We start from the raw sequence: 21596 nt of genomic DNA, 5'->3' as shown, positions 1-21596 counted from the left end.
CACGAGAGGAGTCATCATGTGTTACGGCTACGACGGGATGGCCGCGCTGCGGCGTTCCGTCCTCGACCGGCGGGGCCTGCTACGCGGCTCGATGGCCGCGATGGCCGGTGTCGGCCTCGCCACCGCGGGGGTGGGCGCGACAGCCGCCTCCGCCGGTCCGAAGCACGGCCCCGGGCACGGCCCCGGGCACGGGCATGGCGGTCGGCGGCGGGTGCCGCCGGGGCTGATCAGCATCCAGCTGTGGACGGTCCGCGACGCGCTGAACGGTGAGCCGGGCTACGACGCCACACTGCGGCACCTCGCCCGGGTCGGCTACCCGAAGGTGGAACTGGCGCTGGGTTACTTCGGCCGCAACGCCGCCCAGCTGCGCCGCTTCCTGGACAGCATCTGCATCAAGGCCACGTCCAGCCACGACGGGATCAGCGAGACTCCCGCCGCGCTTCAGGAGAAGATCCGCAACGCGGTGACGCTGGGTCAGAAGTTCATGGTGGTGCCGTACCTCTACTCGGAGAACGCCGACGACTGGAAGCAGTGGGCGGAGCAGATGAACGTCGAGGCCGCCGCGGCGGCCCGCGCCGGTCTGCGCTACGGCTACCACAACCACGCCCACGAGTTCACCATCGACCTCGGTGGCGGTCGTACCCCGTGGGACATCCTGACCGAGGAGCTGGATCCCCGGCTCGTCCACCTGGAGATCGACATCTACTGGGCGGTCACCGGCGGCATCGAGTCCGGCGACGGTGCGAGCGACCCCGAGGGCTTCACCCTGGACGTCATCCGCTCCGCGCCCCAGCGGGTGCTCCAGTACCACGTCAAGGACCGGCACGCCGCCGACGGCGACATGGCCGACCTCGGCACCGGAATGATCGATTTCAGGCGGATCTTCCGGAGGCACCCGGTGCTGGAGTACATCGTGGAGAACGACACGCCGGACGTGACGCCTCAGCTCACCGCCGAGATCGGCTACCGCTACCTGCGTAACCTGCGGTACTGACGTTCTGGTCGGCAGCTAGGTGGGGCGTCAGGACCGACGACGGCCGGTCCTGACGCCCCGTTCCCAGTTGCCGCCGCCGGTGCAGGTCGGCCTACCGAAGCCGGCGGGCGGGAAACCGGGTCGGTGGGTCGGCGATCGCGTCCTGGGCGGCGACCAGTTGGAGTTCCCGGGTGCCGGCCGCCAGGGTGGCCTCCAGCACCGCGAAGATCGAGGCGGTGGTGCGTTCCAGCGCCGTGGCCGGCGAACCCGTCGTGGACAGGTGCGCCAGGTACAGGGCGGCGGTGACGTCTCCGCCACCGTTGGGGTTGATCGGCAGCAGCGGGGTGGTCACCGCCCAGGCACCGGCGTCCGAGACCGCGACCACCTCCAGCGTGTCCGCCGGCAGGTCGCCGTGGAGCACGCTGGTCACCAGAACGTGCCGGGGCCCGGTGGCGCGTACCGCGTCGACGGCCGCCAGCAGGTCGTCGACCGTGTTCGTCGGGCGGCCGGCGAGGAACTCCAGCTCGAACTGGTTCGGGGTGACGATGTCCGCGCGCGGCACCACCACGTCGCGCAGGTACTCCGGGATGCCGGGCCGGACGAACATGCCCCGGCCGACGTCGCCCATCACCGGGTCGCAGCAGTAGAGGGCGTCCGGGTTGGCGGTCTTGACCAGGGTCACCGCGTCGAGGATCACCGCGCCCATCGCCGGATCTCCCTGGTAGCCGGAGAGCACCGCGTCGGCGTCGCCGAGCACGCCACGGTCGGCGATGCCGGCGATCACCTCGGCGACGTCGGCGGGGGCCAGCAGCGGTCCGCGCCACTCGCCGTACCCGGTGTGGTTGGAGAAGTGCACGGTCAGCACCGGCCAGACCTCGTGGCCGAGCCGTTGCAGCGGGAACACCGCCGCCGAGTTGCCGACGTGACCGTAGGCGACCGAGGACTGGATGGACAGGATCTTCACCGTCTCATCATGGCGGTCGGTGGCCCTCGGTGGGCAGGTGCCGCGCTAACGCCCGTCGCGCAACGTGAGCACGTACGTGGCGGTGAACGCGACGGCGCGATCCGCGTCCTGGGACAACTCGGCGAGGGCGCGGGCGGCCGTACGCCCCGGAATGTCGGCGAGCGCCTGCGTCAGCCGGCTCCGGACGGGTGATTCGACGCCGTCGGTGGCGAGGCGCTCGACCAGCCGGCCGGCGATCTGCTCCGCCAGGGCCGGCTCACCGGCCAGCGCGGTCAGTGCGTCGGCCGCGTCGGCCTCGTTCGTCTCCTCGACGACCATGTCGATCAGGGTCGGGATCGCCGCTGCCACGCCACGTGCCCCGAGCGCGAGCGCCGCGTACCTGCGGACCACGACGTCGGGGTTGACGAGGGCGTCCCGCAGCAACGCGGTCGCGTCTTCGTCCGCTATCTCGGCGATGGACTGGACGGCGCGTTTGCGTACCTCGGCGTCGGGTGCGTCGAGGCCCGGCGCCAGCAACGCGGCGGCGCCGTGGGCCGACTGCGCCAGCGCCCAGCGCAGGGCACCGGCGACGTTCGGGTCCGACTCGCTCAACGCCGCCTCGACCAGCACCTCCACCGGCACCGCCGCCTCGCCGGTCGAGGACAGGGCGGCGTGTTGGCGTCGCCCGGCGTTCTCCGAGCCGAGGGCCTGGAGCAGGGCGACGACCTGGAGCACGTCCGCCCAGTCGGCGGGCTGCGCGGCCCCGATCCGACGCAGGCGGGTGAGCAGCTCCGTCTGGGCCGCGATCCGCTCCCGGGTCTGCTGGATCAGGTCTGCCACGAGCTGTGCGGGGGCGAAGCCGGGATCGTCCAGCGCCCGCCGGACCTCCCGCAGCGACAGCCCCAACGACCGCAGGCTCTCGATGTGGAAGATCCGGCGGATGTCGTCGCTGGAGTACTCCCGGTAGCCGGCCCCACTGCGGCCCGTCGGCTCCACCAGGCCCAGCGACTCGTAGTGCCGGAGCATGCGGGCGCTGACGCCGGATCGTCGCGCCACATCGCCGATCAACACCGCGGTCACCGCTTCCGATCGTTCTCGCCGAGGGCCACCACCCGCTTCGCCTCCTCGATCGCGAATTCGAAGCCGGAGTCCGGATCGTCGAGCAGACGTTCCGTGGCGATCGCGTGCTGACGTACCCCGGGTTCGGCATCGCGTGCCGCGGCCCGCAGGATCGGTGTGATCACCTCACCGAGCGCGATCAGCGCCCGGCTGAGGCTCAACTGCGTCTCCCGCCCGCCGCGCCCGAGCTGGGCCGCCAGCACCTCGGCCAGGGCCGGCTCGTCACCGTGGGGTACCAGCACCACCGCCGCCCGCCAGGCGCTGCGGGCCACCTCGTCGTCGGCGTCGGTCAGCAACGCCCGGGTGATCGCCGGCCACGCCCGCCGGTCGCCGATCTTCGACAGCGTGTGCAGCGCCTGGCTCCGGGCCTGCGCAGTGCCGGAGCGCAGCTCCTCGACGAGCCCGGGTACGGTCAGTGTGGCCGGGTGCCGGGTGAGGGCCCAGGTGAGCATCTCGCGTACGGAGAACTCGGGCTCGACCGCGCACCGCTCCACGAGCTTGTCGATCAGCCGACCGTCGGGAGTCGTGCCGGCCGCGAGTGCGGCTCGCAGCCGCACCGACGGGTCGCCGTGCTCCAGCCCGCGCAGCATCCGCGCTGTCTCCGTGGTCTCCTGTGACGTGTTCATCCGGATCACCTCCTCGACACAGTGAAGACCTTGTCACTCTGTCAAGGTCAAGCCGTGGGTGCCGGCAGATCGCCCCCCCGGTGACCGCGCCCACCTCGCCCGACCGCCCCGGAAAGCGTGTTTGACCTGCATGCAGACTGGAGATCAAGAGCCTGAAGCTCGACAACGAGGGGGATCACGCGTGTCCGAGAACGCCATCGACCGGCACTATCACACAGCCGACCGTCCGGCCGACGTCACCGACCCGCTGCTGTGGCGACTCGCCCTGGACGTCGCCGACGCGCACGCACCGGGCGAGGACGGTGGCTGCACCCACCTGCTGTGCGCCGGCCAGAACTGGCCGTGCGAGCCGTGGCAGCGGGCCCAGCGGGCGCTCAACCTCGCCCAGGGACGCACGGCCGACGAGGCAATTGCTCCTGCCGCCACTCAGGACGACACCTGGGCAGCCCCGACCGCCCGCCCGACGTGGTCGACGGATCACTCCCGCCGCCGGTCCGCCGCCTGAGCGAGCCGGCCCGGCCGAGGGCTGTCAATGTAACGTTGACAGGTGCTTGACCCGCTCGATCAACTGGCCGGCATTCCGGAAACCCGGGACCGGCTCGACGACGCCGAACTCGATCTCATCGACCGGGCCCGGCAGGCCGGCGCCACCTGGAACCAGGTCGCCGGAGCACTGGGGCTAAGCAGTCGCCAGGCCGCCGAGCAGCGCCGTCAGCGCCTGGCCGTCGCGCGCACGAGTCGCCGGAATGAATCCGACAGGCGCTGGCCGGCCGAGGTCGCCGCACTGCGCAGCCTCCTCACCGACCTGTGGCGTTGGATCGACGCCGACCGTCGCTGGGATACCCGCTTTCCCAGGGCCGCGCTCACCCGCCGCACCACCGTGCTCGCCTTGGAGGCCGAGCCGGGGGCCCTGTACGACCTGGCCGCCCGCATCCGCGCCGACCTACCGGCCGCCGATCCCGGTTTGCCCGCTCCGGTACGCGCCGTCGCCCGCCGCCTCGCCGAGGCTCTGTCAACGCGACGTTGACATCCGTCCGCAGGTGTTGCCTCGATACGACTCAAGACAGGACGCTGTGAGCCACTCTGACTTGATTCCGGAGGGCCCGTGCGGCGCAACGCGATCCTGTTCGTGGCGGTATCCCTGCTGTCCGGCCTCGGCGGCAGCGCGATGGCCCTGGTCACCGGCATCTGGATCCTCGACCTCACCGGCTCGCCCGGCCTGGCCGCGCTCGCCGGCCTCTGCACCTACGCGCCCACCCTCGCCGGCCCGTGGCTCGGCGCTGTCGTCGACCGGCTGCCCCGACGCCCGGTCGTCGTCGCGGCCAACCTGACCCTCGCCGCCACCCTGCCCAGCCTGCTGGCGGTGCGTGGCCCCGGCCAGGTGTGGCTGCTGTTCTGCGTGGCCACGGTCTACGGCATCGCGTACGTCCTGATCGACGCGGGCGAGAGCGCTCTGCTGCCGGCGGCCCTGTCGCCGGCCCATCTCGGACGGGTCAACGGGTGGCGCTCCAGCGCCCAGGAAGGCATCAAGCTGGTCGCGCCGTTGGCCGGCGCCGGCCTGTACACCTGGCAGGGCGGCCATCTGGTCGCCCTGCTCGCCGCCGTACTGCCGGTTCTCGCCGCAGCCGGCTTCGCGGCGCTGCGCCTGACCCGCACGCCGCCGCCGGTCGCTCCCCGGGACCAGGGAGTCCGAGTCGGCCTGGCCGTCCTGTTCGGCTCCCCGTCCATCCGACGACCTGTCGTGCTGGCCGGGGTCGCCATCGGCATGTCCGGCTTCGTCACCGCCGCCGGCTACGCCGTCGTCACCGACACGCTCGGCCTCCCGGCGACGTTCCTGGGCGTGCTGCTCAGCGCCCAGGGTGCCGGGTCGGTCGCCGGTGGACTGGTCGTCGGCCGGTTGATCGCCCGGTTCGACCCGACGGCGGTGGCTCTCGCCGGAGCCGGACTCTTCGCGATCAGCTGCCTGGGTCGTTGCCTGCCGTGGTGGCCAGTGGTGGTCTCCGCGTCGGTGGTGACCGGTCTGGGGTTGCCGTGGGCGCTCGTCGCGGCCGTCACCGCCGTCCAGACACACAGCCCCGACGCGCTGCTCGGTCGCGTCGCCGCCACCGCCAACACGGTCATGTTCGGGCCGATCGCCGCGACGACACCGCTCGGCTCCGCCGCCGTGCTGCTCGGCCCACGACCACCGCTCGTCCTCGCGGCCGCCGTCTGCCTCACCGCCTGCACGCTGACCCGGTGGTTCATGGCCCACAGCCTGGTCGCTAGGGGTCAACTGCCCGGCGGTCATCGGACGCCGCGTTGACGTCCGGCACCAACAGCCCCGGTTCAGCCCGACCCGGGGCCGGCGACTGTCTGGTTGCCGTCGGCACAGTCGCGCCGCGCACGGCTCTCGCCGCCCGCCGAGCCGCGGTCGGGTCGGGCGGCCCAGCCGGTATCCGGGCTCACTGTGGCGCGGCGGACGCCTCCTCGGCGTCCCGATCGGGGCAGCATACGGTCAGCGCGGCGGGCACGGCGCGTACCTTCAGTTTCCGGGCCGTGGTGCGGGCGCCGCCGTCCAGCTCGTACGTCTTGGGTTCGGCGAAGCGGACCTTGACCTTGCGTCCCCGGGTGATCCGCACGAACTTGGAGTTCTCGGAGCGGCCGGTGGCCATCTTGCCGAGGGTCCGGGCCCAGTCGACGGCGCCGCTGGCGGTGGAGACGCCGATCTCCAGCGAGCCGCTGTCGGGGCGGGCGTCGTCGAAGGCGGGGATGCCGCCGGTGATGGTGCCGACGTTGCCGAACAACACGCAACTGGCCGCACCGTCGAACCAGAGGGCACCGTCTACGGTTATCCGGGTCCGGGTCAGCTCGCCACGCACGTGGCGGATCCCGGTCCACACGTAGGCGAGCCGGCCGAGACGCCCCTTCATCTCCCGGTCGGCCTCGCGGATGAGGTCGCCGTCGAAGCCGGCACCGGCCATCACCGCGAAGTGCTCGCCGTTGAGCTTGCCCAGGTCGAGCCGGCGCCGCTGCCCGTGCAGACCGATCTGGACCGCCTCGCGCAGATCCTCGGGTATGTCCAGGTTGGTGGCGAACAGGTTGGCGGTGCCGGCGGGCAGGATCGCCATCGGTACGCGGGATCCGGCGAGGGTGTCGGCGCAGCGTTGGACCATGCCGTCGCCGCCCCAGACGAAGACCAGTTCGGCACCCTTGTCGAGCGCCTTGCGGACCTTCTTCGGCGCCTTACGGCTCTTGGGCACCTCGTACCAGAGCAGATGTTCGACGCCCGCGCCGACGAGGGCGGCGCGCAGCTCGTCCAGGCCGCCACCGAGGTTCTTCTTCCGGTGGGCCACGACCGCGACGGTGCCGACCGCCACGGCGGACGCAGGCCGGTCCGGATCCACCAGCACACTCGCACTCATGCTGGTCAGTGGTACCCAACGGCCAGCGATTTCACGCCTGGTGGACGTAGTTGCCACCGCAGGCGCTCTCCGAAGTCGCTCATGACGGTCAGGCACCCGTGGCGCACTTGGTGACCAGGCGGTTGCCGAGCACGAGGTGGTCGATCTCGGTGCTCAGGAAGCAGTTCAGCGCGTCGGTCGGGCTGCACACGATCGGTTCGCCGGCCACGTTGAAGGACGTGTTGATCAGGCACGGCACGTTGGTCAGCGTGGTGAACCGCTGCAGCAACGCCGCCAGCTTCGGGGTCTGCTCGGTGGTGACGGTCTGCACCCGGGAGGTGCCGTCGACGTGCACAGCACCGGGGATGACCTCCCGGAACTCCGGTCGGACCGGGAAGACGAAGGTCATGTAGGGCGAGTGGACCTTCCGGCCCATCTCGAAGACCCTCGGTGCGTCGTGCTCCATCACCAGCGGCGCGAACGGCCGGAACGGCTCCCGGTGCTTGACCCGCTCGTTGATGATGTCTTTGATGTCGGGGAAGTTCGGGTTCGCCAGGATACTGCGGTGCCCGAGTGCCCGGGGTCCGTGCTCGATCCGGCCCTCGAACCAGCCGATCACTACCTTGCCGGTGAGCAGCTCGGCCACCTGGTCGACAACCTCGTCGTCGGTCAGCCGGGCAGTCCACTCCACCCGGTCGGCGAACTCACCGAGCGCCCGCTCGACCTCGGCGTCGTCGTACTCCGGCCCCAGGTACGGGGTGACCGACGGCGCGTACTTCACCTCGGCGGTGTTGGCCGGGTGGTTGACCCACGCGAACACCGTCGCGCCGATGGCCACACCGGTGTCACTGGCGCCGAAGCTCACCGAGACGTCGGAGAACCGCGAGCCCTCCAGCAGCTCGGTGTTGTTGACGCAGTTGAGCGCCACCCCACCCTCGACCAGCAGGTGATCCAGGTCGGTCCGGGTCTCCAGCGCCGCCACCTGGTGCCGGGTCACCACGGTCACCATCTCCTGGACCGCCGCCGCGACCCGGGACTGGTAATCGATGGTGGCCTGCACTGGACCGAAGTGCTTCTCCAGCAGGGGCTCGAACTGCCGCGGGTTCTCCAGGTCGTTCGGCAGGACCATGGTGTACCGCCCGCCCTCGTGCAGTTCGACGAAGTGTTCCAGGAACGGGTTGGGCGACGGCGGCTCGCCGAACCCGGCCAGGCCCATGACCTTGTATTCGTCATTGTTGGGCACGAATCCCAAGAACCGCGTGACGCAGGAGTAGAGATTGCCCAGCGAGTCATTGGCCGTGACGAACGAGTCCTCGAAGACCCTGATCCGGCCGTCCCGGATCTCCCCGGTCAGCGACGACAGCAGCTCGGCCCGGCCGTCGCTGATCAGGAATGCCGCGTCCTTGACCCCCGCCATGTAGTAGCCCGTCATCGCGTGGGCGAAGTGGTGCGGGACGAACACCACCTTCGCCGGGTCCGGGGTGAACCCGGTACGAGCGGCGAAGTCGGCCAGGATCGCGTCGTGTCCCAGCACCGTGGCGAACACCATGCCGATATGGTTGAGACGAACCAGCTTCTGTGTCGGCGGCATCGGGATCGACGCCAGTTCAGCCAGCGTGCTGTCGAAGACCTTGGCGTCGAAGTTCCACGGGATCGCGATCAGGTCGACGTCATCGAACCCGATCCCCGCATGATCCAGGACCCAGCGGATCGAGTTGGTCGGGAAGTCTGAGGTCTTCTTCTGCCGGTTGAGGCGCTCCTCCTCCACCGCGGCGACCAGCTCGCCGTCCACGAGCAGCGCCGCGCCGGCGTCGTGCCCGAGCAGATAATGCCTCTCGGTGCCAACTGCGCCATAATGTTCGGCAAACATCTCCGCGCTGCGGGAAAAGCCGTTGCACCCCAGAATGATCATCAGCCGGCTTCCTTAATCTGGTATTTCGCTGCGGTTTCAGCTGCTTCTCGTTCAGATTTCCCTCTCGGAAGCTATCCGCGTGCCGATCGCCGGACAAGATGCTCAACACACCGGTGGGCATGCATTCCTCACGGCGGTATGCCGTCTCGCGGGGGTGACGTACCGTCCAGCACGGCGGCCATTGGTAGGCGCGCAGCGCAACGATCGATCCCGGTCACGGTCGTCGGCGCGTACGCTGAGACCCCACGCCGCCCCGCGTCTCGACGAACTGTTGTGGGGGCCCGCCGACCCGCGACGGTCAGGCCCGCTCCGGGATCGAGTTGGCTCGGAGGCCGCTCGATCCCGGAGCGGGGTGGCTACAGAGTGCGGGAGAGGCGATCGGCGAGGATCCGGGCGAACCGCGACGGGTCGGCCAGGTCGCCGCCCTCGGCGAGCAGCGCGGTGCCGTAGAGCAGCTCGGCGGTCTCCGCGAGGGAGTCGCCGGTGACCCCCTGCTCGTGTGCCTTGCGCAGGCCGGTGACGAGCGGATGGGTCGGGTTGAGCTCCAGGATCCGCTTGACCTTCGGCACCTCCTGCCCCATCGCCCGGTACATCTTCTCCAGGGTGGGCGTGAGGTCGTGGGCATCGCCGACCACGCAGGCCGGCGAGGTGGTCAGCCGCGACGACAGGCGGACCTCCTTGACGTGGTCCGCCAGCACGGTGCCCATCCAGCCGAGCAGGTCGGCGTACTCGGTGCGCTGCCGCTCCCGCTCGGCCTCGGCCTCGGTACGCTCCTGCTCGGTGTCCAGGTCGACCTGCCCCTTGGCGACCGAGCGCAGCGTCTTGCCGGCGTAGCTGCCGACCCGCTCGACCCAGACCTCGTCGACCGGGTCGGTGAGCAGCAGCACCTCGTAGCCCTTGGCCCGGAACGCCTCCATGTGCGGGGAGTTCTCGATGGTGGCCCGGTTCTCGCCGGTGGCGTAGTAGATGTCGCTCTGGCCGTCGCGCATGCGGTCCACGTAGCCGGCCAGGTCGGTCTGCTCGGCCGGGTCGTGGGTGGAGGCCACCGACAGGATCTCCAGCAGGGTCTCCTGGTTGTCGGTGTCCTCCAGCAGACCTTCCTTGACCGCCGGCCCGAACTCGCCCCAGAAGGTGCGGTAGCGCTCCGGCTGGTCGGTCTTGAGGTCCTTCACCGTGGCGAGGATCTTCTTGACCAGGCGACGGCGGACGGCGCGGATCTGACGGTCCTGCTGGAGGATCTCCCGGGAGATGTTCAGCGACAGGTCGTGGGCGTCCACCACACCCTTGACGAACCGCAGGTAGTTGGGCATCAACGCGTCGCAGTCGTCCATGATGAACACGCGCTTGACGTAGAGCTGCACCCCCCGGCGGCCCTGCGGGGAGAACAGGTCCAGCGGCGCGTGGGTGGGGATGAACAGCAGCGCCTCGTACTCGAAGGTCCCCTCCCCGCGCATGTGGATGATTTCGAGGGGGTCCGCCCAGTCGTGGCTGACGTGCTTGTAGAACTCGTGGTACTCGGCGGGCTCGACCTCGCCGCGCGGGCGGGCCCACAGCGCCTTCATCGAGTTGAGCGTGACGGTCTCGGTGGTGGCGGGGGTGTCGTCGGCGCCGGGCCGCTCGACGGTCATCCGGATCGGGTGGGCGATGAAGTCGGAGTAGCGCTTGACGATCTGCCGGATCGTCCACTCGGCCGTGTAGTCGTGCAGGTTGTCCTCGGCGTCGGCGGGCTTGAGGTGCAGCGTCACCGTCGTGCCCTGGGGGGCGTCGTCCAGCTCGGTGATGGTGTAGGTGCCCTCGCCGGTGGACTCCCAGCGGGTACCGCCGCTCTCGCCGGCCCGCCGGGTGACCAGCTCGACCCGTTCGGCGACCATGAACGCGGCGTAGAAGCCGACGCCGAACTGACCGATCAGATCCTGCGGGTCACCCGCGTCCTTGGTCTCCCGCAACTGCCGCAGCAGCTCCGCGGTGCCGGACTTGGCGATCGTGCCGATGACGGAGACCACCTCGTCACGGCTCATGCCGATGCCGTTGTCCCGCACGGTGAGGGTGCGGGCGTCCCGGTCGACCTCGATGGCGATGTGCAGGTCGCCGGTGTCGACGGCGAGGTCCTTGTCGACCATCGACGCCAGGCGCAGCTTGTCCAGCGCGTCGGAGGCGTTCGAGATCAACTCGCGGAGGAACACGTCCTTGTTCGAGTAGATCGAGTGGACCATCAGCCGGAGCAGCTGACGCGCCTCGGCCTGGAACTCCAACGTCTCGGCCCGGTCGTTCACACCAAGTCCTTTCCGGTCGTCACGGCGGTTCGCGGAAAGGATACGAGTCGTCGCGCTGCGCGTGCGTCGGGTGGTCCGCTTGTTCTCAACGCGGATTGATCAGCACGGCGTAATCGGCCGCGGTGAGCGGCCCCGACGACAGCGAGCCGTCCGCCCGGGGGACGCTCAGCGGCGTGCCACCCTCCAGGAACAGCACCGCCGTGACGTCGGTGCGGGCGGTGAGCGTGCAGACGATCTGACCGTGGGCCAGCCGACCGTCGCTGCGGCCGGTGTCCACCGCGGTCAGCCCGACGGTTACCCGGGCCAACCCGTCGACCAGCTCGACCACCGCGCTGGTGAAGGCCCCCGGCAGAGCGCTGGTCAGCCCGTCGTCGCGCTCGGCCGGGGTCGGCCCGGTCAGCAGGGCCCGCAACTGCGCGTCGAGCGCGGGCACCTGGTCGGCGCGGCGGATCACCGGCACCAGGCGTTCGTCGCGGGAGAAGTAGAGCACCTCGGTGACCGCGCCGGTCTCGGCCGCCGTCGGTGCCGCGGTGGCGGTGGACGGGAAGGACACCGGTGGCGGGGTGACCGCGCGGGGTTGGTCCTCGGCGGGCACCCCGCACGCCCCGAGCAGGGCGAGCACCGTGGCGACCGCCAGGGCCACCCCGGTCAACCGCACGGCCCGAACGGTACGCCCGATTCGGGCAGGTTGGCCGGCCTGCACGGGCCCGACGATGGCGGGTCGGGTCATCAGACGCTCCCGGGCAGAGTGATGCGGAACCGGGCACCGCCCTCCGGGCGGTCGCTGACCGAGGCGTCTCCACCGTGCGCGGCGGCGTGCTGGGCCACCAGGGCCAACCCCAGGCCGGTGCCGTCGCCGCCACCACGGTAGTTGGCCGCCCGGCCCCGGACGAAGCGGTCGAAGATCACCTTGCGGTCCTCCATCGGCACTCCCGGGCCCTCGTCGTCGACCTCGATCACACCCGTGTCCGCGGCATGGGACAGCCGCACCGCGACCGGTCCCGCGCCGTACCGCTCGGCGTTGTCCAGCAGGTTGGCCAACACCTGGGCGACCCGGCGACGGTCCACCCCCCACTCGTCCGGTGTCCCCGCCGCCAGCTGCACCATCGACTCCGGCAGGTCCCGGTCCCGGCACGCCTGTCGGGCCAGCTCGGGCAGGTCGACCGGCTCCCGGTGCACCGGTTGGTCACCACGGGCCAGGTCCAGCAGGTCGTTGACCAGTTGCTGAAAGCGCTCGATCTCGTCGGCGACGAGCCGGGCCGCGGTGGCGGTCCGCTCGTCCTGGTTCTCCCGGCGGCGGGACAGCACGCTCGCGGCGGCGGCGAGGGTCTGCAACGGCGACCGCAACTCATGGCTGACGTCGGCGGCGAAGCGCCGGTCCCGGTCGATCCGCCCGGCCAGCTCGTCGACCATCCGGTTGAAGGAGGTGGAGATGCGGGTCAGGTCCGGGTCGGTGTCCGGGGCGAGCCGAGTGGTGAAGTCGCCGGCCGCGATCCGTTCGGCCGCGTCGGCGACGGCGGTCAGCGGACGCAGCCCGTGTCGGGTCGCGTACCAGCCGAGGGCCGCCCCCGACCCGGCGACCATGATCGCTACCGCGGTGAGCGCCAGCGCCAGCACCTGGAAGGTCTGCTCCAGTTCCCGCAGCGAGGCGATCTCGTAGAAGGCGGCCGACTCGGACAGCGGCACGCCGACCAGCATCACCGGGTCGTCGTTGACGCGGACCCGCTGCACCGCCGGCTCCCCCGCCGAGACCAGGTCCTGAAGCCGGGCCGGCACGATGGTGGTGAGCCCGGTGTCGGCGCTGCGCGCGTACCACTCGCCGTCGAGCAGCACCAGGGGTCGTCGGCCGGTGCCGGTGTCCAGCACCCGCAGCGCCTCCGCGACGTCCGGGTTCTCGGTGTTCAGGCCGGCGCGGACCACCGCCGCGTCGTAGTACGCCGCCCGCAGCACGGTGCGCTCCCGCTCGTCGAGCAGGGTGCGGCGGGTCAGCTCGTACGACACCAGGGCCATCGAGGCGGACAGCAGCAGCGCGCCGATCGCGAACGCGGCGGTGACCCGGGCCCGCAGTCCGAGACGTCTCATCGTTGCAGTTTGTAACCCAGGCCGCGCAACGTCACCAGGTGCCGGGGGTTGGCCGGATCGGCCTCGATCTTCTGGCGCAGCCGACCGACGTGCACGTCGACCAGCCGTTCGTCGCCGCTGTCGTACCCCCAGACGCGGCTGAGCAGTTGCTGGCGCGACAGCACCCGGCCGGCGTGTTCGGCCAGCTCGCACAGCAACCGGAACTCCGTACGGGTGACCGCGACCGGCTCGCCGGAGCGGCGCACCTCCCCCGCCTCGGGGCTCACCTCCAGGTCACCGAAGGCGAGCACCGGTACCGGCTCGGGACCGTCGGGTGCGGTCACCGCCCGGCCACGTCGGCGCAAGGCGCGCAGCCGAGCGGTCAGCTCCTTGATCGCCACTGGCTTGACCACGTAGTCGTCGGCGCCGGCCTCCAGCGCGGCGACGATGTCGTGGGTGTCGTCGCGGGCGCTGACCACGACGATCGGAACGTCGTCGTCGCGGCGCAACTGGCGGATGCCCTCGAAGCCGTCGATACCGGGCAGCATCAGGTCGACGAGAACGTAGTCTGCGGGATCCCGGCGCTGCGTGCGCAGCCCCTCCTCAGCGGTAGCCGCTCCCCGGGCCTCGTAGCCCTCGTCCTCCAGAGCGAGCAGCAACGCCAACCGGATCCGGTCGTCGTCCTCGATCACCAGTACCGCTGTCATACCGGAATCATCCCCAAGCCCCGACCGCCGGGCCAACCACGATCGACAACAGGGGGTTTTGTCACGCAACTGTCATCCTTCCGCGCGGTGGCCGCCAACCCCGCTGGGCAGGGTGAGAGCCACTCGAAGACCGTAGGAGAGGGGGCCTGGGCCGTGACCGCACCACGACGCCCCGAGTGCTCGGTGCCGCTGGTGGAGGTGTCCATCACCGAGTTCGATCTGAGCTGCCTGCCCGAGACCGGCGCGGTGCTCGATCAGCTACTGGCCCTGCGCCCCGCGCAGGTCGTGATCGACCTGGCCGGCTGCCGGCACATCGACGCCGCCGCCATCGGCCTGCTGCTCGATGTGCACCGCCGGATGGTCCGCGCCGGAGGTGTGCTGGCGGTACGCAATCCGAACCCGCGCATCACCCGGATCCTGCAGACCGCCCGACTGGACCAGATCCTGCCGGTGCACACCGACGCCGGAGCCGCCCCAGCGGCCCCGGACGCAGCTGCCTCCGCCGAAGCGGCAGTCCTACCGGCCGGCGGGACACCGTCGCCGGGTGCGGGGCCGCGCGCTGCCGCGTACGGCCGCGCCGCGGTCACCGTGCGCGCCTGACCCCACCAGACTGTGAGCACGAGGAGCAGCATGACCAGCGCCGGGATCGTCGCGGCTCTCGCCGTGGGCCTTGCCGTCGGCGCCCTCGGCCGACTGGTCCTGCCCGGCCGCCCGGCCGTGCCGCTGTGGCTCACCACGACCATCGGCGCTGTTGCCGCGCTGCTCGGCGCCGTCACCGCCTGGCTCGCCGGCGTTCAGGGGTTCAGCATGCTGGGTCTGGTGGTGCAGGCCGGGCTCGCGGCGATCGCGGTGGTGATCGTGGTCGCGACGACCGGCAGGAAACGCTCCGACTCCCGGTGAGTAGTCCGCACGGCGACGGTGCTCCGCCCGCCGCCCCGAGTTCCGTACCCCGGCCGACCGACTGTGGCACCGGAGAGGAAGCAGGATGACCGTCGTACCGGACGACAACCTGATGACCCTGATCTGCGACGTCTGTGGCGACACCACCACCGGCACCGCCTGCGTGCTGCCCGACGCCGAGGTTGTCTGGACGCTGGTCTCCGAGCACGGGTGGAGCGGTTCACCCTTCGCCACCGGTCCGCACCGCTGTCCGCGGTGCAGTTCACTGCCGCCGGGCAGCCCACTTGGTGACGGCGACCGCGGCAGGTCGGGCGGCGGCGCCAAGGGGGCGGCGGCACCCGCGGACAGCGGTCTCGCCCCGGGCACCGGCGATCCGCTGCGGGCCGCGCTGCGCGCCGCGTTCGACGTGGCCGGGACGGTGGTGGTGGACCTGACCCACGTGCAGGTCATCGACTCACTGGGGCTGGGCATGCTCGTCCGGGCCCACCGTGACGTACGCGAGCAGGACGGGCAGCTGTGTCTCGCCGCGCCGTCGAGGTTCATCCGTACCGTGCTGCACACCATGAAGCTCGACGGGGTCTTCCCGATCTTCGACAGCCTCGACGACGCCCTCGATCAACTGAGTGCCGCGGCGGTGCAGAACGCCGTCTCGGCCGGCATCTCGTCGGTCGACGTGACGCCCAACGACGTGCCACGGCCCGCCGCCCAGGTGTCGTCGCTGCCCACGAGCCGCCGTCCGGCAAGCCGCGTCACCGTCTGACCTCGGCGGGACTGCCCTGGCCGCCCGCGACGACGCCGGGCCATCCGGCGTCGACGGATCACCTCGCACGCCGGGGCACGGCAGTGACGGAGTCGCAGCGCCGATCCGGCCAGGGCGGAGCCGCCGCCGACCGCGTACGGGGCGAAGTGATCGACCCGAGAGCAACGTTGATGATTGTCTGATAACGCACCAGTAGTTTTCGGTAGTCGTCAATCCGCCGACGTTCTTCTCGTACCGGGACAGCCCGGAGGTCGGTGATCCATGCCCGAATCCCGTAATGCCGGCGTCATATCCACGCGACATCGCGGACGGCCCGGATTCCTGCTCGGCGTGGCGCTGGTGACGGCCGGCGTCCTGTTTCAACTGCCTGACGTGCGGATGATGATCGAGCATGCCCGCATGGAACCGGCGCAGCCCGGCATGCGGGGTATGCCGGGTGTGGAGGGCGCTCCCCCCGGCGAGCCGATGGACATGTGGACGCCGACGATGATCCTCGGCATGCTGCTGCTCCTCGCCGGCCTACTGGTGGCTGGGCGGGCGTTGTTCGCGGGCATCCAGCGACCGGACTCCGAAGGCGTCGCCGTGGAGTCGATCGAGCACGGTCGGCTGAGACCGGCCTACTGGACCACCTGCGCGGTGCTGACCATCGCCCTCGTGGTGGACATCATGAAGCCACTCACCCTCGGCTTCGTCATGCCCGGCATGAGCGACGAGTACGACATGTCGCTCGAATCCATCTCGATCCTGCCTCTGGTCGCCCTCACCGGCACCGCCGTCGGTTCGGTCCTCTGGGGCCTGCTCGGCGACCGGTACGGGCGGCGGACCGCCCTGCTCCTGGCCACCCTGCTGTTCATCGGCACCTCGGCATGCGGGGCGATGCCCAGCTTCGAGTGGAATCTGGTGATGTGCTTCGCGATGGGTACCTCCGCCGGTGGCCTGATGCCCCTGGTGTTCACGCTGATCGCCGAGCTGACCCCACGTCGACACCGCGGCTGGGTGGCGGTGACCGTCGGTGGGATCGGTGGTCTGGGCGGGTACCTGGCGGCCAGCGAGGCGGCGCGCCACCTTGAGCCGGCGCTGACCTGGCGCGCGCTCTGGCTGATCGGGCTGCCCTCCGGGCTGCTGCTGTTGCTGATGGCACCGCTGATTCCCGAGTCGCCGTTGTATCTGCTGCGCGCCGGCCGGCGCACCGAGGCGGAGGCGGTGCTCCGTCGTTACGGATCCCGTCTTGGTGCCACGCCACCGGCCGCCGGGCTCGCGGCGACACGCCTCGGCGTAGGAGCGATGCTGCGGGCGTATCCCGTCGTGACGTCGGTGATCGGCGTGGTCGGTGTCGTGTGGGGGCTGGTGAATTTCGGCTTCCTGGTCATGTTGCCAGCGCAACTGCGCGATGCCGGGCTGGCCGGTGGCGTCGCGAGCGGACTGCTGGCCGACTCGGCGCTCTACTCGACCCCGGCCCTGGCTCTCGTCGTGCTGCTCTACGCGGCCTGGAGCGGTCGGCGGGCGCTGGCGTTGTTCATCGCGATCACCGCGATCGGGCTCGGCGGAGTGGCCCTCTGGACCGCCGACCGCGGCGGGACGGTGCTGCTGTTGGCCTCCATCGGCGTGCTGGTGCTGTCGCTGTCCGCGGTCAACGCGATGCTGCTGCCCTACAGCGCCGAGATCTACCCGACCGCGATGCGGGCCACCGGCTCCGGCTTCGCCGGTGCGGCCACCAAGGTCGGTGGCATCCTCGGACCGTCCACCATGCTGCTGGTCCTCTCCCTCGGTCACGGGCTCGTGCTGCCGGCCATCGCGCTGGGTGCGCTGTGTCTGGTCGCCGCCGTCCTGCTGCTGGTGTTCGGGCCGGACCTGGGCGCTTCCGTCGGGCCACTCGCGCGTCAACGGCGCGGGCGAGAGGTTCCTGGCGCGCGGTTGAACCGATCCACCACCTCCGCCCGTACCTGAGTGCGAAGGGAGTGGCCCATGAAGCGCCTTACCCCGTTGCTCACCCTCCTGTCGGGGGCGGTGACGGCTGCCGTGCTGTTCACGATGAGTGCACAGGCATCCCCGCCGGGCACCCAACCCGCGTCCGGTGGAGGTGCACCGGCCGCCGCGCCGGCCCCACCCGCCGACGTGGAGGTGGAGCCCGACGCGGCTGCGCCCGGGGAGGAACCGACCGACCCCGACGCCGACGCCCGGCGACCGGCCGGCACCTCGCCGCCGGCGGATCCGGACGCCTCGTCGGCCGGCACCGAGGTGACGTCGGTCGAGCAGAACTGGATCGGTGAACTCGAAAACGGGGCCACCATCGCCATCACCGTCGCCGACGGCAGGGCCGAGGCGTACGTCTGCGACGGCCGGAGCATGGAGCTGTGGCTGTCCGGCACGGTACGCGACGGCAGGATCGAGCTGACCGGCAAGGACGCGAAGCTGACCGGTGTCATCCGGGGTGACCGCGTCAGCGGTGAGATGGTCGTCGGCGTACGGCGCTGGAAGTTCACCGCCCGACCCGACGACACGTCGGCCGGCGAGGCGGTGGTGAAGTCCGGTTCGGGCACCGCTCCGGCGATCTACCGGGTGACCGACGAGACCCGTAAGGCCGGCTTCGACGGCGGCTGGATCATGCTGCCCGACGGTACCCAGATCGGCATCGTCACCTGGAACGGCCAGCCCATTCCGGCACCGCCGTTGGACCCCGCCTTCAACAGCACCGTCGTCAACGGAGTGACCCTCGTCGCCGAGCCGGTCGTCCCCGGGACGCGGTGATGTCCCAGCACCGGCAGGGCGGGGCACGCACCGTGCCCCGCCGGGCGCCTGAGCCCACCGTCGAGGTGATGCGTGACTTCGGGGCCCCGCCGCCGAGCGCGCCGAGACGGCGACCCTCGCTGCTGGTGCCGCTGGCGGTCGGGGCCGGGGTGGCGGTGACGCTCGGCGTCTACGGACGCACCCACACTCCCACCGGCATCGCGGTGAACGTGGCCGGCTTCTCCTCGCCGCTGACGGTGAAGGTGTGGCTCGGCACCGGGGCGGCCTTCTTCGCCGTCATCCAGCTGTTGTCCGCGCTGGCGATGTGGGGTCGGCTCGGCGGCTTCTCCCCGTCCTGGGCCGGCTCGGCGCACCGCTGGTCGGGTCGGATCGCGTTCCTGCTCACCGTGCCGGTCGCGGTGCACTGCCTCTACGCGCTCGGCTTCGCCGACTACGACACCCGTACGCTGCTGCACTCCCTGCTGGGCTGCTTCTTCTTCGGCACCTTCGCCACCAAGATGCTGACCCTGCCCAAGCGCGGCCTGGCCGGTTGGGTGCTCCCCACGGTCGGCGGGGTCGTGTTCGTCGCCCTGATCGCGGTCTTCCTGACCTCGTCCGTCTGGTACTTCACCACGTTCGGCATCCAGTTCTGATCCCCGGAAAGGCAAGGCACCCGCAGATGAACCACGAGCAGGCTGGCTGCTGCCGGTCGCGACGCGCCCTGCTGGCCGGTACCGGCGCGGTGGGCGTGGCCGCGTTGACCGGTTGTGCGACGTATGGTCAGCCCACGGCTGCCCCCGCGCCGCCGCCCGCGCCCGCCGGCACCTCCGGCGTCGACCCGTCGGCCGCCTCCGGCGTCGACCCGTCCGGCACGCCGGGCGACGACGGCGCGGACGCCGGTCCGCCGGCACTGGCCACGCTGGCCGACATCCCGGTTGGTGGCGGCGCGATCTTCGCCGACGCCGGCGTGGTGGTGACCCAGCCGACCGACGGGACCATCAAGGCGTACTCGGCGACCTGCACCCACCAGGGCTGCACGGTCAGCTCGGTCTCCGACGGCACCATCGTCTGCGCCTGCCACAACAGCGTGTTCGACATCGCCGACGGTTCGGTACGCAGCGGCCCGGCAAGGGCGCCGCTGCCCGCCGCGAACGTCACCGTCGACGGGGACGCCATCCGGTTGGCCTGACCCGGCGCCCGGCGATGCGAACGCGGTGACGCGGCCCACCCAGGCCCGGGCCGCGCGGGGCCGTCCGGGGTGGCGTCACGCCCCCGGACGGCCCCTGCCCCACCCACGGAACCGCCGGGTGGGGCAGGGACACCCATCGTCAGGACGCGGTGCAGGTCAGCCCGGAGGGCGTACCCGATCCGCTGCCGGTCAGCCCGAACGTGGTGCTGGTGCCGGCGGCAAGCTGCCCGTTGTAGGGCTCGTTGCGCACCGTCACCGTCGTTCCGGAGGTGGTGAGCCGGCCGTTCCACAGCGACGCGATAGTGGTGCCGGCGGGGGCGGTCCAGCTGACCGTCCAGCCGGTGATCGCCGACGTGCCGGTGTTCTCTACGGTCACTTCCGCCTGGTAGCCACCCTGCCAGGAGCTGGTGACCCGGTACGTCGCGGCGCACCCGCCGTCGCCGTTGTCGTTGCCGGCCGGGGTGGTGACGGTCGACGACGGCGAGGCCGCCGACACGTTGCCGGCCGCGTCGCGGGCCCGCACGGTGAAGGTGTAGCTGGTCGAGGCGCTCAGTCCGGTCGCCCGGTAGGTGGTCCCGGAGACCGTGCCGACCACGGTGGCCGCCCCGGAGCCGGTGGCCCGCAGCACCTCGTACGAGGTGACACCCACGTCGTCCGTGGCCGCCGCCCAGTTCAGCGTGGCGGCGGTGGCAGTCACCTCGGTGGCGGCCGGCCGACCCGGTGCGGTCGGCGCGGTGGTGTCACCGGGGCCGGGGCCACCGGCGTAGCGCTCGGCGAGGCTCATGCCGGTGGTGGAGTCGGCGCCACCGAGGCGCACCTGGTGGTCGAGGCCGACGAACTTGCCGTTGTGCTGCCACAGCGCGGGCTTGAGCATCTGGTTGTACTTCGTCTCGTCCCAGCTCGCCCAGTCGTCGAGCAGCAGGCCCCCGGTGTCACCGGAGTTGGGGTTGAGACACCAGAACGTGTGGTGGATGCCGTTCTCGATCATCAGGTCGCGCAGCGCGGCCATCCAGCGGTCCTGCCGGGCGTCCTGACCCAGCCGGCCGCCCCACTCCCCGATCAGCAACGGCGCGATGTTCTGCTCGTGGATGTAGAACCAGTTCGGCCGCCACACGTCGTTGGTCAGCGAGTCCTTGTCGAAGTCGCCCTCGAACCACGGCTGCTCGTACACCAGGGGTCCGTAGTCGTGCGGGGAGTAGACGAGCTGGTCCTGCTGGGCACCGAGGTCGATCGGGTGCTCGGCGACGCCGCGCAGGTTGCCGCCCCACCAGTTGTAGTGGTAGTTGGGGCTGCGGTCGGGGTTGGTGTTCGGCGAGTCCCAGGTGGCACCGGCGCGCGGGTAGATCTCGATGCCCTCGCAGAGGATCAGCAGGTTCGGGTTGATCGCCAGAATCCGCCGGCCCGCCGTCTCACACGCGTACTTGAAGTTGTCCTGGTCGGTGCTGGAGTCCCACTTGGCCCGCTGGGGATCGTTCGGCGTCCCGTGCGGCTCGTTCTGGACGTCCATCGCGACGATCGTGTCGTTGGTCCGGTAGCGGGTGGTGATCCACTCCCAGCCCTGGAAGAACAGCTCCGGGGTGATGCTGCCCTTCCACCACACCGGATAGACGTGGCCGGAGTTGTCCGCCTCGGCGCTGTGCACGTCGAGCATGACCTTCAGCCCGTACTTCTCGCACAGCGCGAGCCAGTGGTCGAAGACCTGGAGGTTGTTCAGGCCCTCCAGCTCCGGGTTGACGAACGTGTTGACGTTCGGCCGGATCGTCTGCCCGGCCTTCCACTCCAGCAGCAGTTGGGTGGAGATGGGCACCCGGACGATGTTGATGCCGCGCTGGGCCATCTGGCGGGTGATCGATTCGAGGTTGCCCGACCACAGGCCGTGGAAGACCCGCTCGCTGGCGTTGAAGCCGAACCAGTTCGCCCCGGTGAGCCAGACCTGGTTGCCGGCCTCGTCGACGATCCGGTTGCCGTCGGTGTGCAGCCAGTCGGCGGTCGGCGCGGCGGCGGCCGGAGCACCGACCGTCGGCGC

General features: G+C 71.0%; 20 protein-coding genes and 1 pseudogene. 11 read left to right on the top strand and 10 right to left on the bottom strand.

What is annotated here, in order from left to right; translation table 11 throughout:
- The first annotated feature begins 16 nt into the window (after nucleotides 1–16).
- Nucleotides 17–994, top strand: a complete 978-nt coding sequence (locus AC2CHE_RS09500; RefSeq protein ID WP_484504530.1) for a sugar phosphate isomerase/epimerase family protein — start codon at nucleotides 17–19, stop codon at nucleotides 992–994.
- 91 nt (nucleotides 995–1085) lie between these two features.
- Here the strand turns inward: AC2CHE_RS09500 and pdxY are convergent, their stop codons facing one another.
- From pdxY to AC2CHE_RS09485, 3 genes are read right to left on the bottom strand one after another with little or no spacing between them, the layout of a single operon-like run.
- Nucleotides 1086–1937 (bottom strand): pyridoxal kinase PdxY, encoded by an 852-nt coding sequence (gene pdxY / locus AC2CHE_RS09495; protein ID WP_484504529.1) that lies wholly within the window; start codon nucleotides 1935–1937, stop codon nucleotides 1086–1088.
- Nucleotides 1938–1982: 45 nt separating this feature from the next.
- On the bottom strand, nucleotides 1983–2987 hold the full coding sequence (locus tag AC2CHE_RS09490; protein WP_484504589.1) for a HEAT repeat domain-containing protein: 1005 nt from the start codon (nucleotides 2985–2987) through the stop codon (nucleotides 1983–1985).
- 5 nt (nucleotides 2988–2992) lie between these two features.
- On the bottom strand, nucleotides 2993–3661 hold the full coding sequence (locus AC2CHE_RS09485) for a HEAT repeat domain-containing protein (RefSeq protein WP_484504528.1): 669 nt from the start codon (nucleotides 3659–3661) through the stop codon (nucleotides 2993–2995).
- A 181-nt stretch (nucleotides 3662–3842) separates the two neighbouring features.
- On the opposite strand from AC2CHE_RS09485, the gene AC2CHE_RS09480 reads away from it, so the two are divergent.
- The 3 genes from AC2CHE_RS09480 to AC2CHE_RS09470 all read left to right on the top strand — a co-directional run bounded on the left by AC2CHE_RS09480 (nucleotide 3843) and on the right by AC2CHE_RS09470 (nucleotide 5963).
- Nucleotides 3843–4166, top strand: coding sequence for a hypothetical protein (locus tag AC2CHE_RS09480; protein ID WP_484504527.1), 324 nt, complete (start codon nucleotides 3843–3845; stop codon nucleotides 4164–4166).
- 42 nt (nucleotides 4167–4208) lie between these two features.
- Entirely contained in the window at nucleotides 4209–4688 is a 480-nt protein-coding gene (locus AC2CHE_RS09475) for a hypothetical protein (protein ID WP_484504526.1), read from the top strand.
- 78 nt (nucleotides 4689–4766) lie between these two features.
- The gene (locus AC2CHE_RS09470; RefSeq protein WP_484504525.1) at nucleotides 4767–5963 is read left to right on the top strand and encodes an MFS transporter; all 1197 of its coding nucleotides are present in this window, start codon (nucleotides 4767–4769) and stop codon (nucleotides 5961–5963) included.
- Between the two features lie 139 nt (nucleotides 5964–6102).
- Here AC2CHE_RS09470 and AC2CHE_RS09465 read toward each other — a convergent pair whose 3' ends face one another.
- The 6 genes from AC2CHE_RS09465 to AC2CHE_RS09440 form a co-directional block, all read right to left on the bottom strand.
- Nucleotides 6103–7062 (bottom strand): diacylglycerol/lipid kinase family protein, encoded by a 960-nt coding sequence (locus tag AC2CHE_RS09465; RefSeq protein ID WP_484504524.1) that lies wholly within the window; start codon nucleotides 7060–7062, stop codon nucleotides 6103–6105.
- 88 nt (nucleotides 7063–7150) lie between these two features.
- A complete protein-coding gene (locus AC2CHE_RS09460; RefSeq protein ID WP_484504523.1) occupies nucleotides 7151–8953 on the bottom strand; it encodes a carbamoyltransferase family protein in 1803 nt (600 codons plus the stop codon).
- Nucleotides 8954–9309: 356 nt separating this feature from the next.
- Entirely contained in the window at nucleotides 9310–11166 is a 1857-nt protein-coding gene (gene htpG, locus AC2CHE_RS09455; protein ID WP_484504588.1) for a molecular chaperone HtpG, read from the bottom strand.
- A gap of 145 nt (nucleotides 11167–11311) precedes the next feature.
- Entirely contained in the window at nucleotides 11312–11956 is a 645-nt protein-coding gene (locus tag AC2CHE_RS09450) for a GerMN domain-containing protein (RefSeq protein WP_484504522.1), read from the bottom strand.
- Complete coding sequence (locus tag AC2CHE_RS09445) at nucleotides 11956–13308, bottom strand: HAMP domain-containing sensor histidine kinase (protein ID WP_484504521.1); 1353 nt, start codon at nucleotides 13306–13308, stop codon at nucleotides 11956–11958. The genes AC2CHE_RS09450 and AC2CHE_RS09445 overlap by 1 nt, the downstream gene beginning before the upstream one ends.
- Nucleotides 13305–13994, bottom strand: coding sequence for a response regulator transcription factor (locus tag AC2CHE_RS09440; protein WP_484504520.1), 690 nt, complete (start codon nucleotides 13992–13994; stop codon nucleotides 13305–13307). The genes AC2CHE_RS09445 and AC2CHE_RS09440 overlap by 4 nt, the downstream gene beginning before the upstream one ends.
- Nucleotides 13995–14147: 153 nt before the next feature.
- On the opposite strand from AC2CHE_RS09440, the gene AC2CHE_RS09435 reads away from it, so the two are divergent.
- The 7 genes and pseudogenes from AC2CHE_RS09435 to AC2CHE_RS09405 all read left to right on the top strand — a co-directional run bounded on the left by AC2CHE_RS09435 (nucleotide 14148) and on the right by AC2CHE_RS09405 (nucleotide 19570).
- On the top strand, nucleotides 14148–14594 hold the full coding sequence (locus AC2CHE_RS09435; protein ID WP_484504519.1) for an STAS domain-containing protein: 447 nt from the start codon (nucleotides 14148–14150) through the stop codon (nucleotides 14592–14594).
- 30 nt (nucleotides 14595–14624) lie between these two features.
- Nucleotides 14625–14894, top strand: a complete 270-nt coding sequence (locus tag AC2CHE_RS09430; protein WP_484504518.1) for a GlsB/YeaQ/YmgE family stress response membrane protein — start codon at nucleotides 14625–14627, stop codon at nucleotides 14892–14894.
- 85 nt (nucleotides 14895–14979) lie between these two features.
- Nucleotides 14980–15513, top strand: a pseudogene (locus tag AC2CHE_RS09425) (STAS domain-containing protein); the annotation flags it as partial.
- A gap of 402 nt (nucleotides 15514–15915) precedes the next feature.
- Nucleotides 15916–17601 carry an MFS transporter gene (locus AC2CHE_RS09420; RefSeq protein ID WP_484504517.1) on the top strand — a complete coding sequence of 562 codons (1686 nt, stop codon included), beginning with the start codon at nucleotides 15916–15918 and terminating at the stop codon, nucleotides 17599–17601.
- Between the two features lie 18 nt (nucleotides 17602–17619).
- On the top strand, nucleotides 17620–18402 hold the full coding sequence (locus AC2CHE_RS09415) for a hypothetical protein (protein ID WP_484504516.1): 783 nt from the start codon (nucleotides 17620–17622) through the stop codon (nucleotides 18400–18402).
- A gap of 68 nt (nucleotides 18403–18470) precedes the next feature.
- A complete protein-coding gene (locus tag AC2CHE_RS09410) occupies nucleotides 18471–19034 on the top strand; it encodes a DUF6529 family protein (protein WP_484504515.1) in 564 nt (187 codons plus the stop codon).
- A gap of 26 nt (nucleotides 19035–19060) precedes the next feature.
- Nucleotides 19061–19570 (top strand): Rieske (2Fe-2S) protein, encoded by a 510-nt coding sequence (locus AC2CHE_RS09405; protein ID WP_484504514.1) that lies wholly within the window; start codon nucleotides 19061–19063, stop codon nucleotides 19568–19570.
- A 139-nt stretch (nucleotides 19571–19709) separates the two neighbouring features.
- Here the strand turns inward: AC2CHE_RS09405 and AC2CHE_RS09400 are convergent.
- The coding region (locus tag AC2CHE_RS09400; RefSeq protein WP_484504513.1) for a cellulase family glycosylhydrolase at nucleotides 19710–21596 on the bottom strand (1887 nt) is incomplete at its 5' end.

The sequence above is a fragment of the Micromonospora sp. ATLC16 genome, from assembly GCF_057196645.1.
Note: the sequence above shows the minus strand (reverse complement) of the source record. Positions and strands in the feature narration are given on the sequence as shown.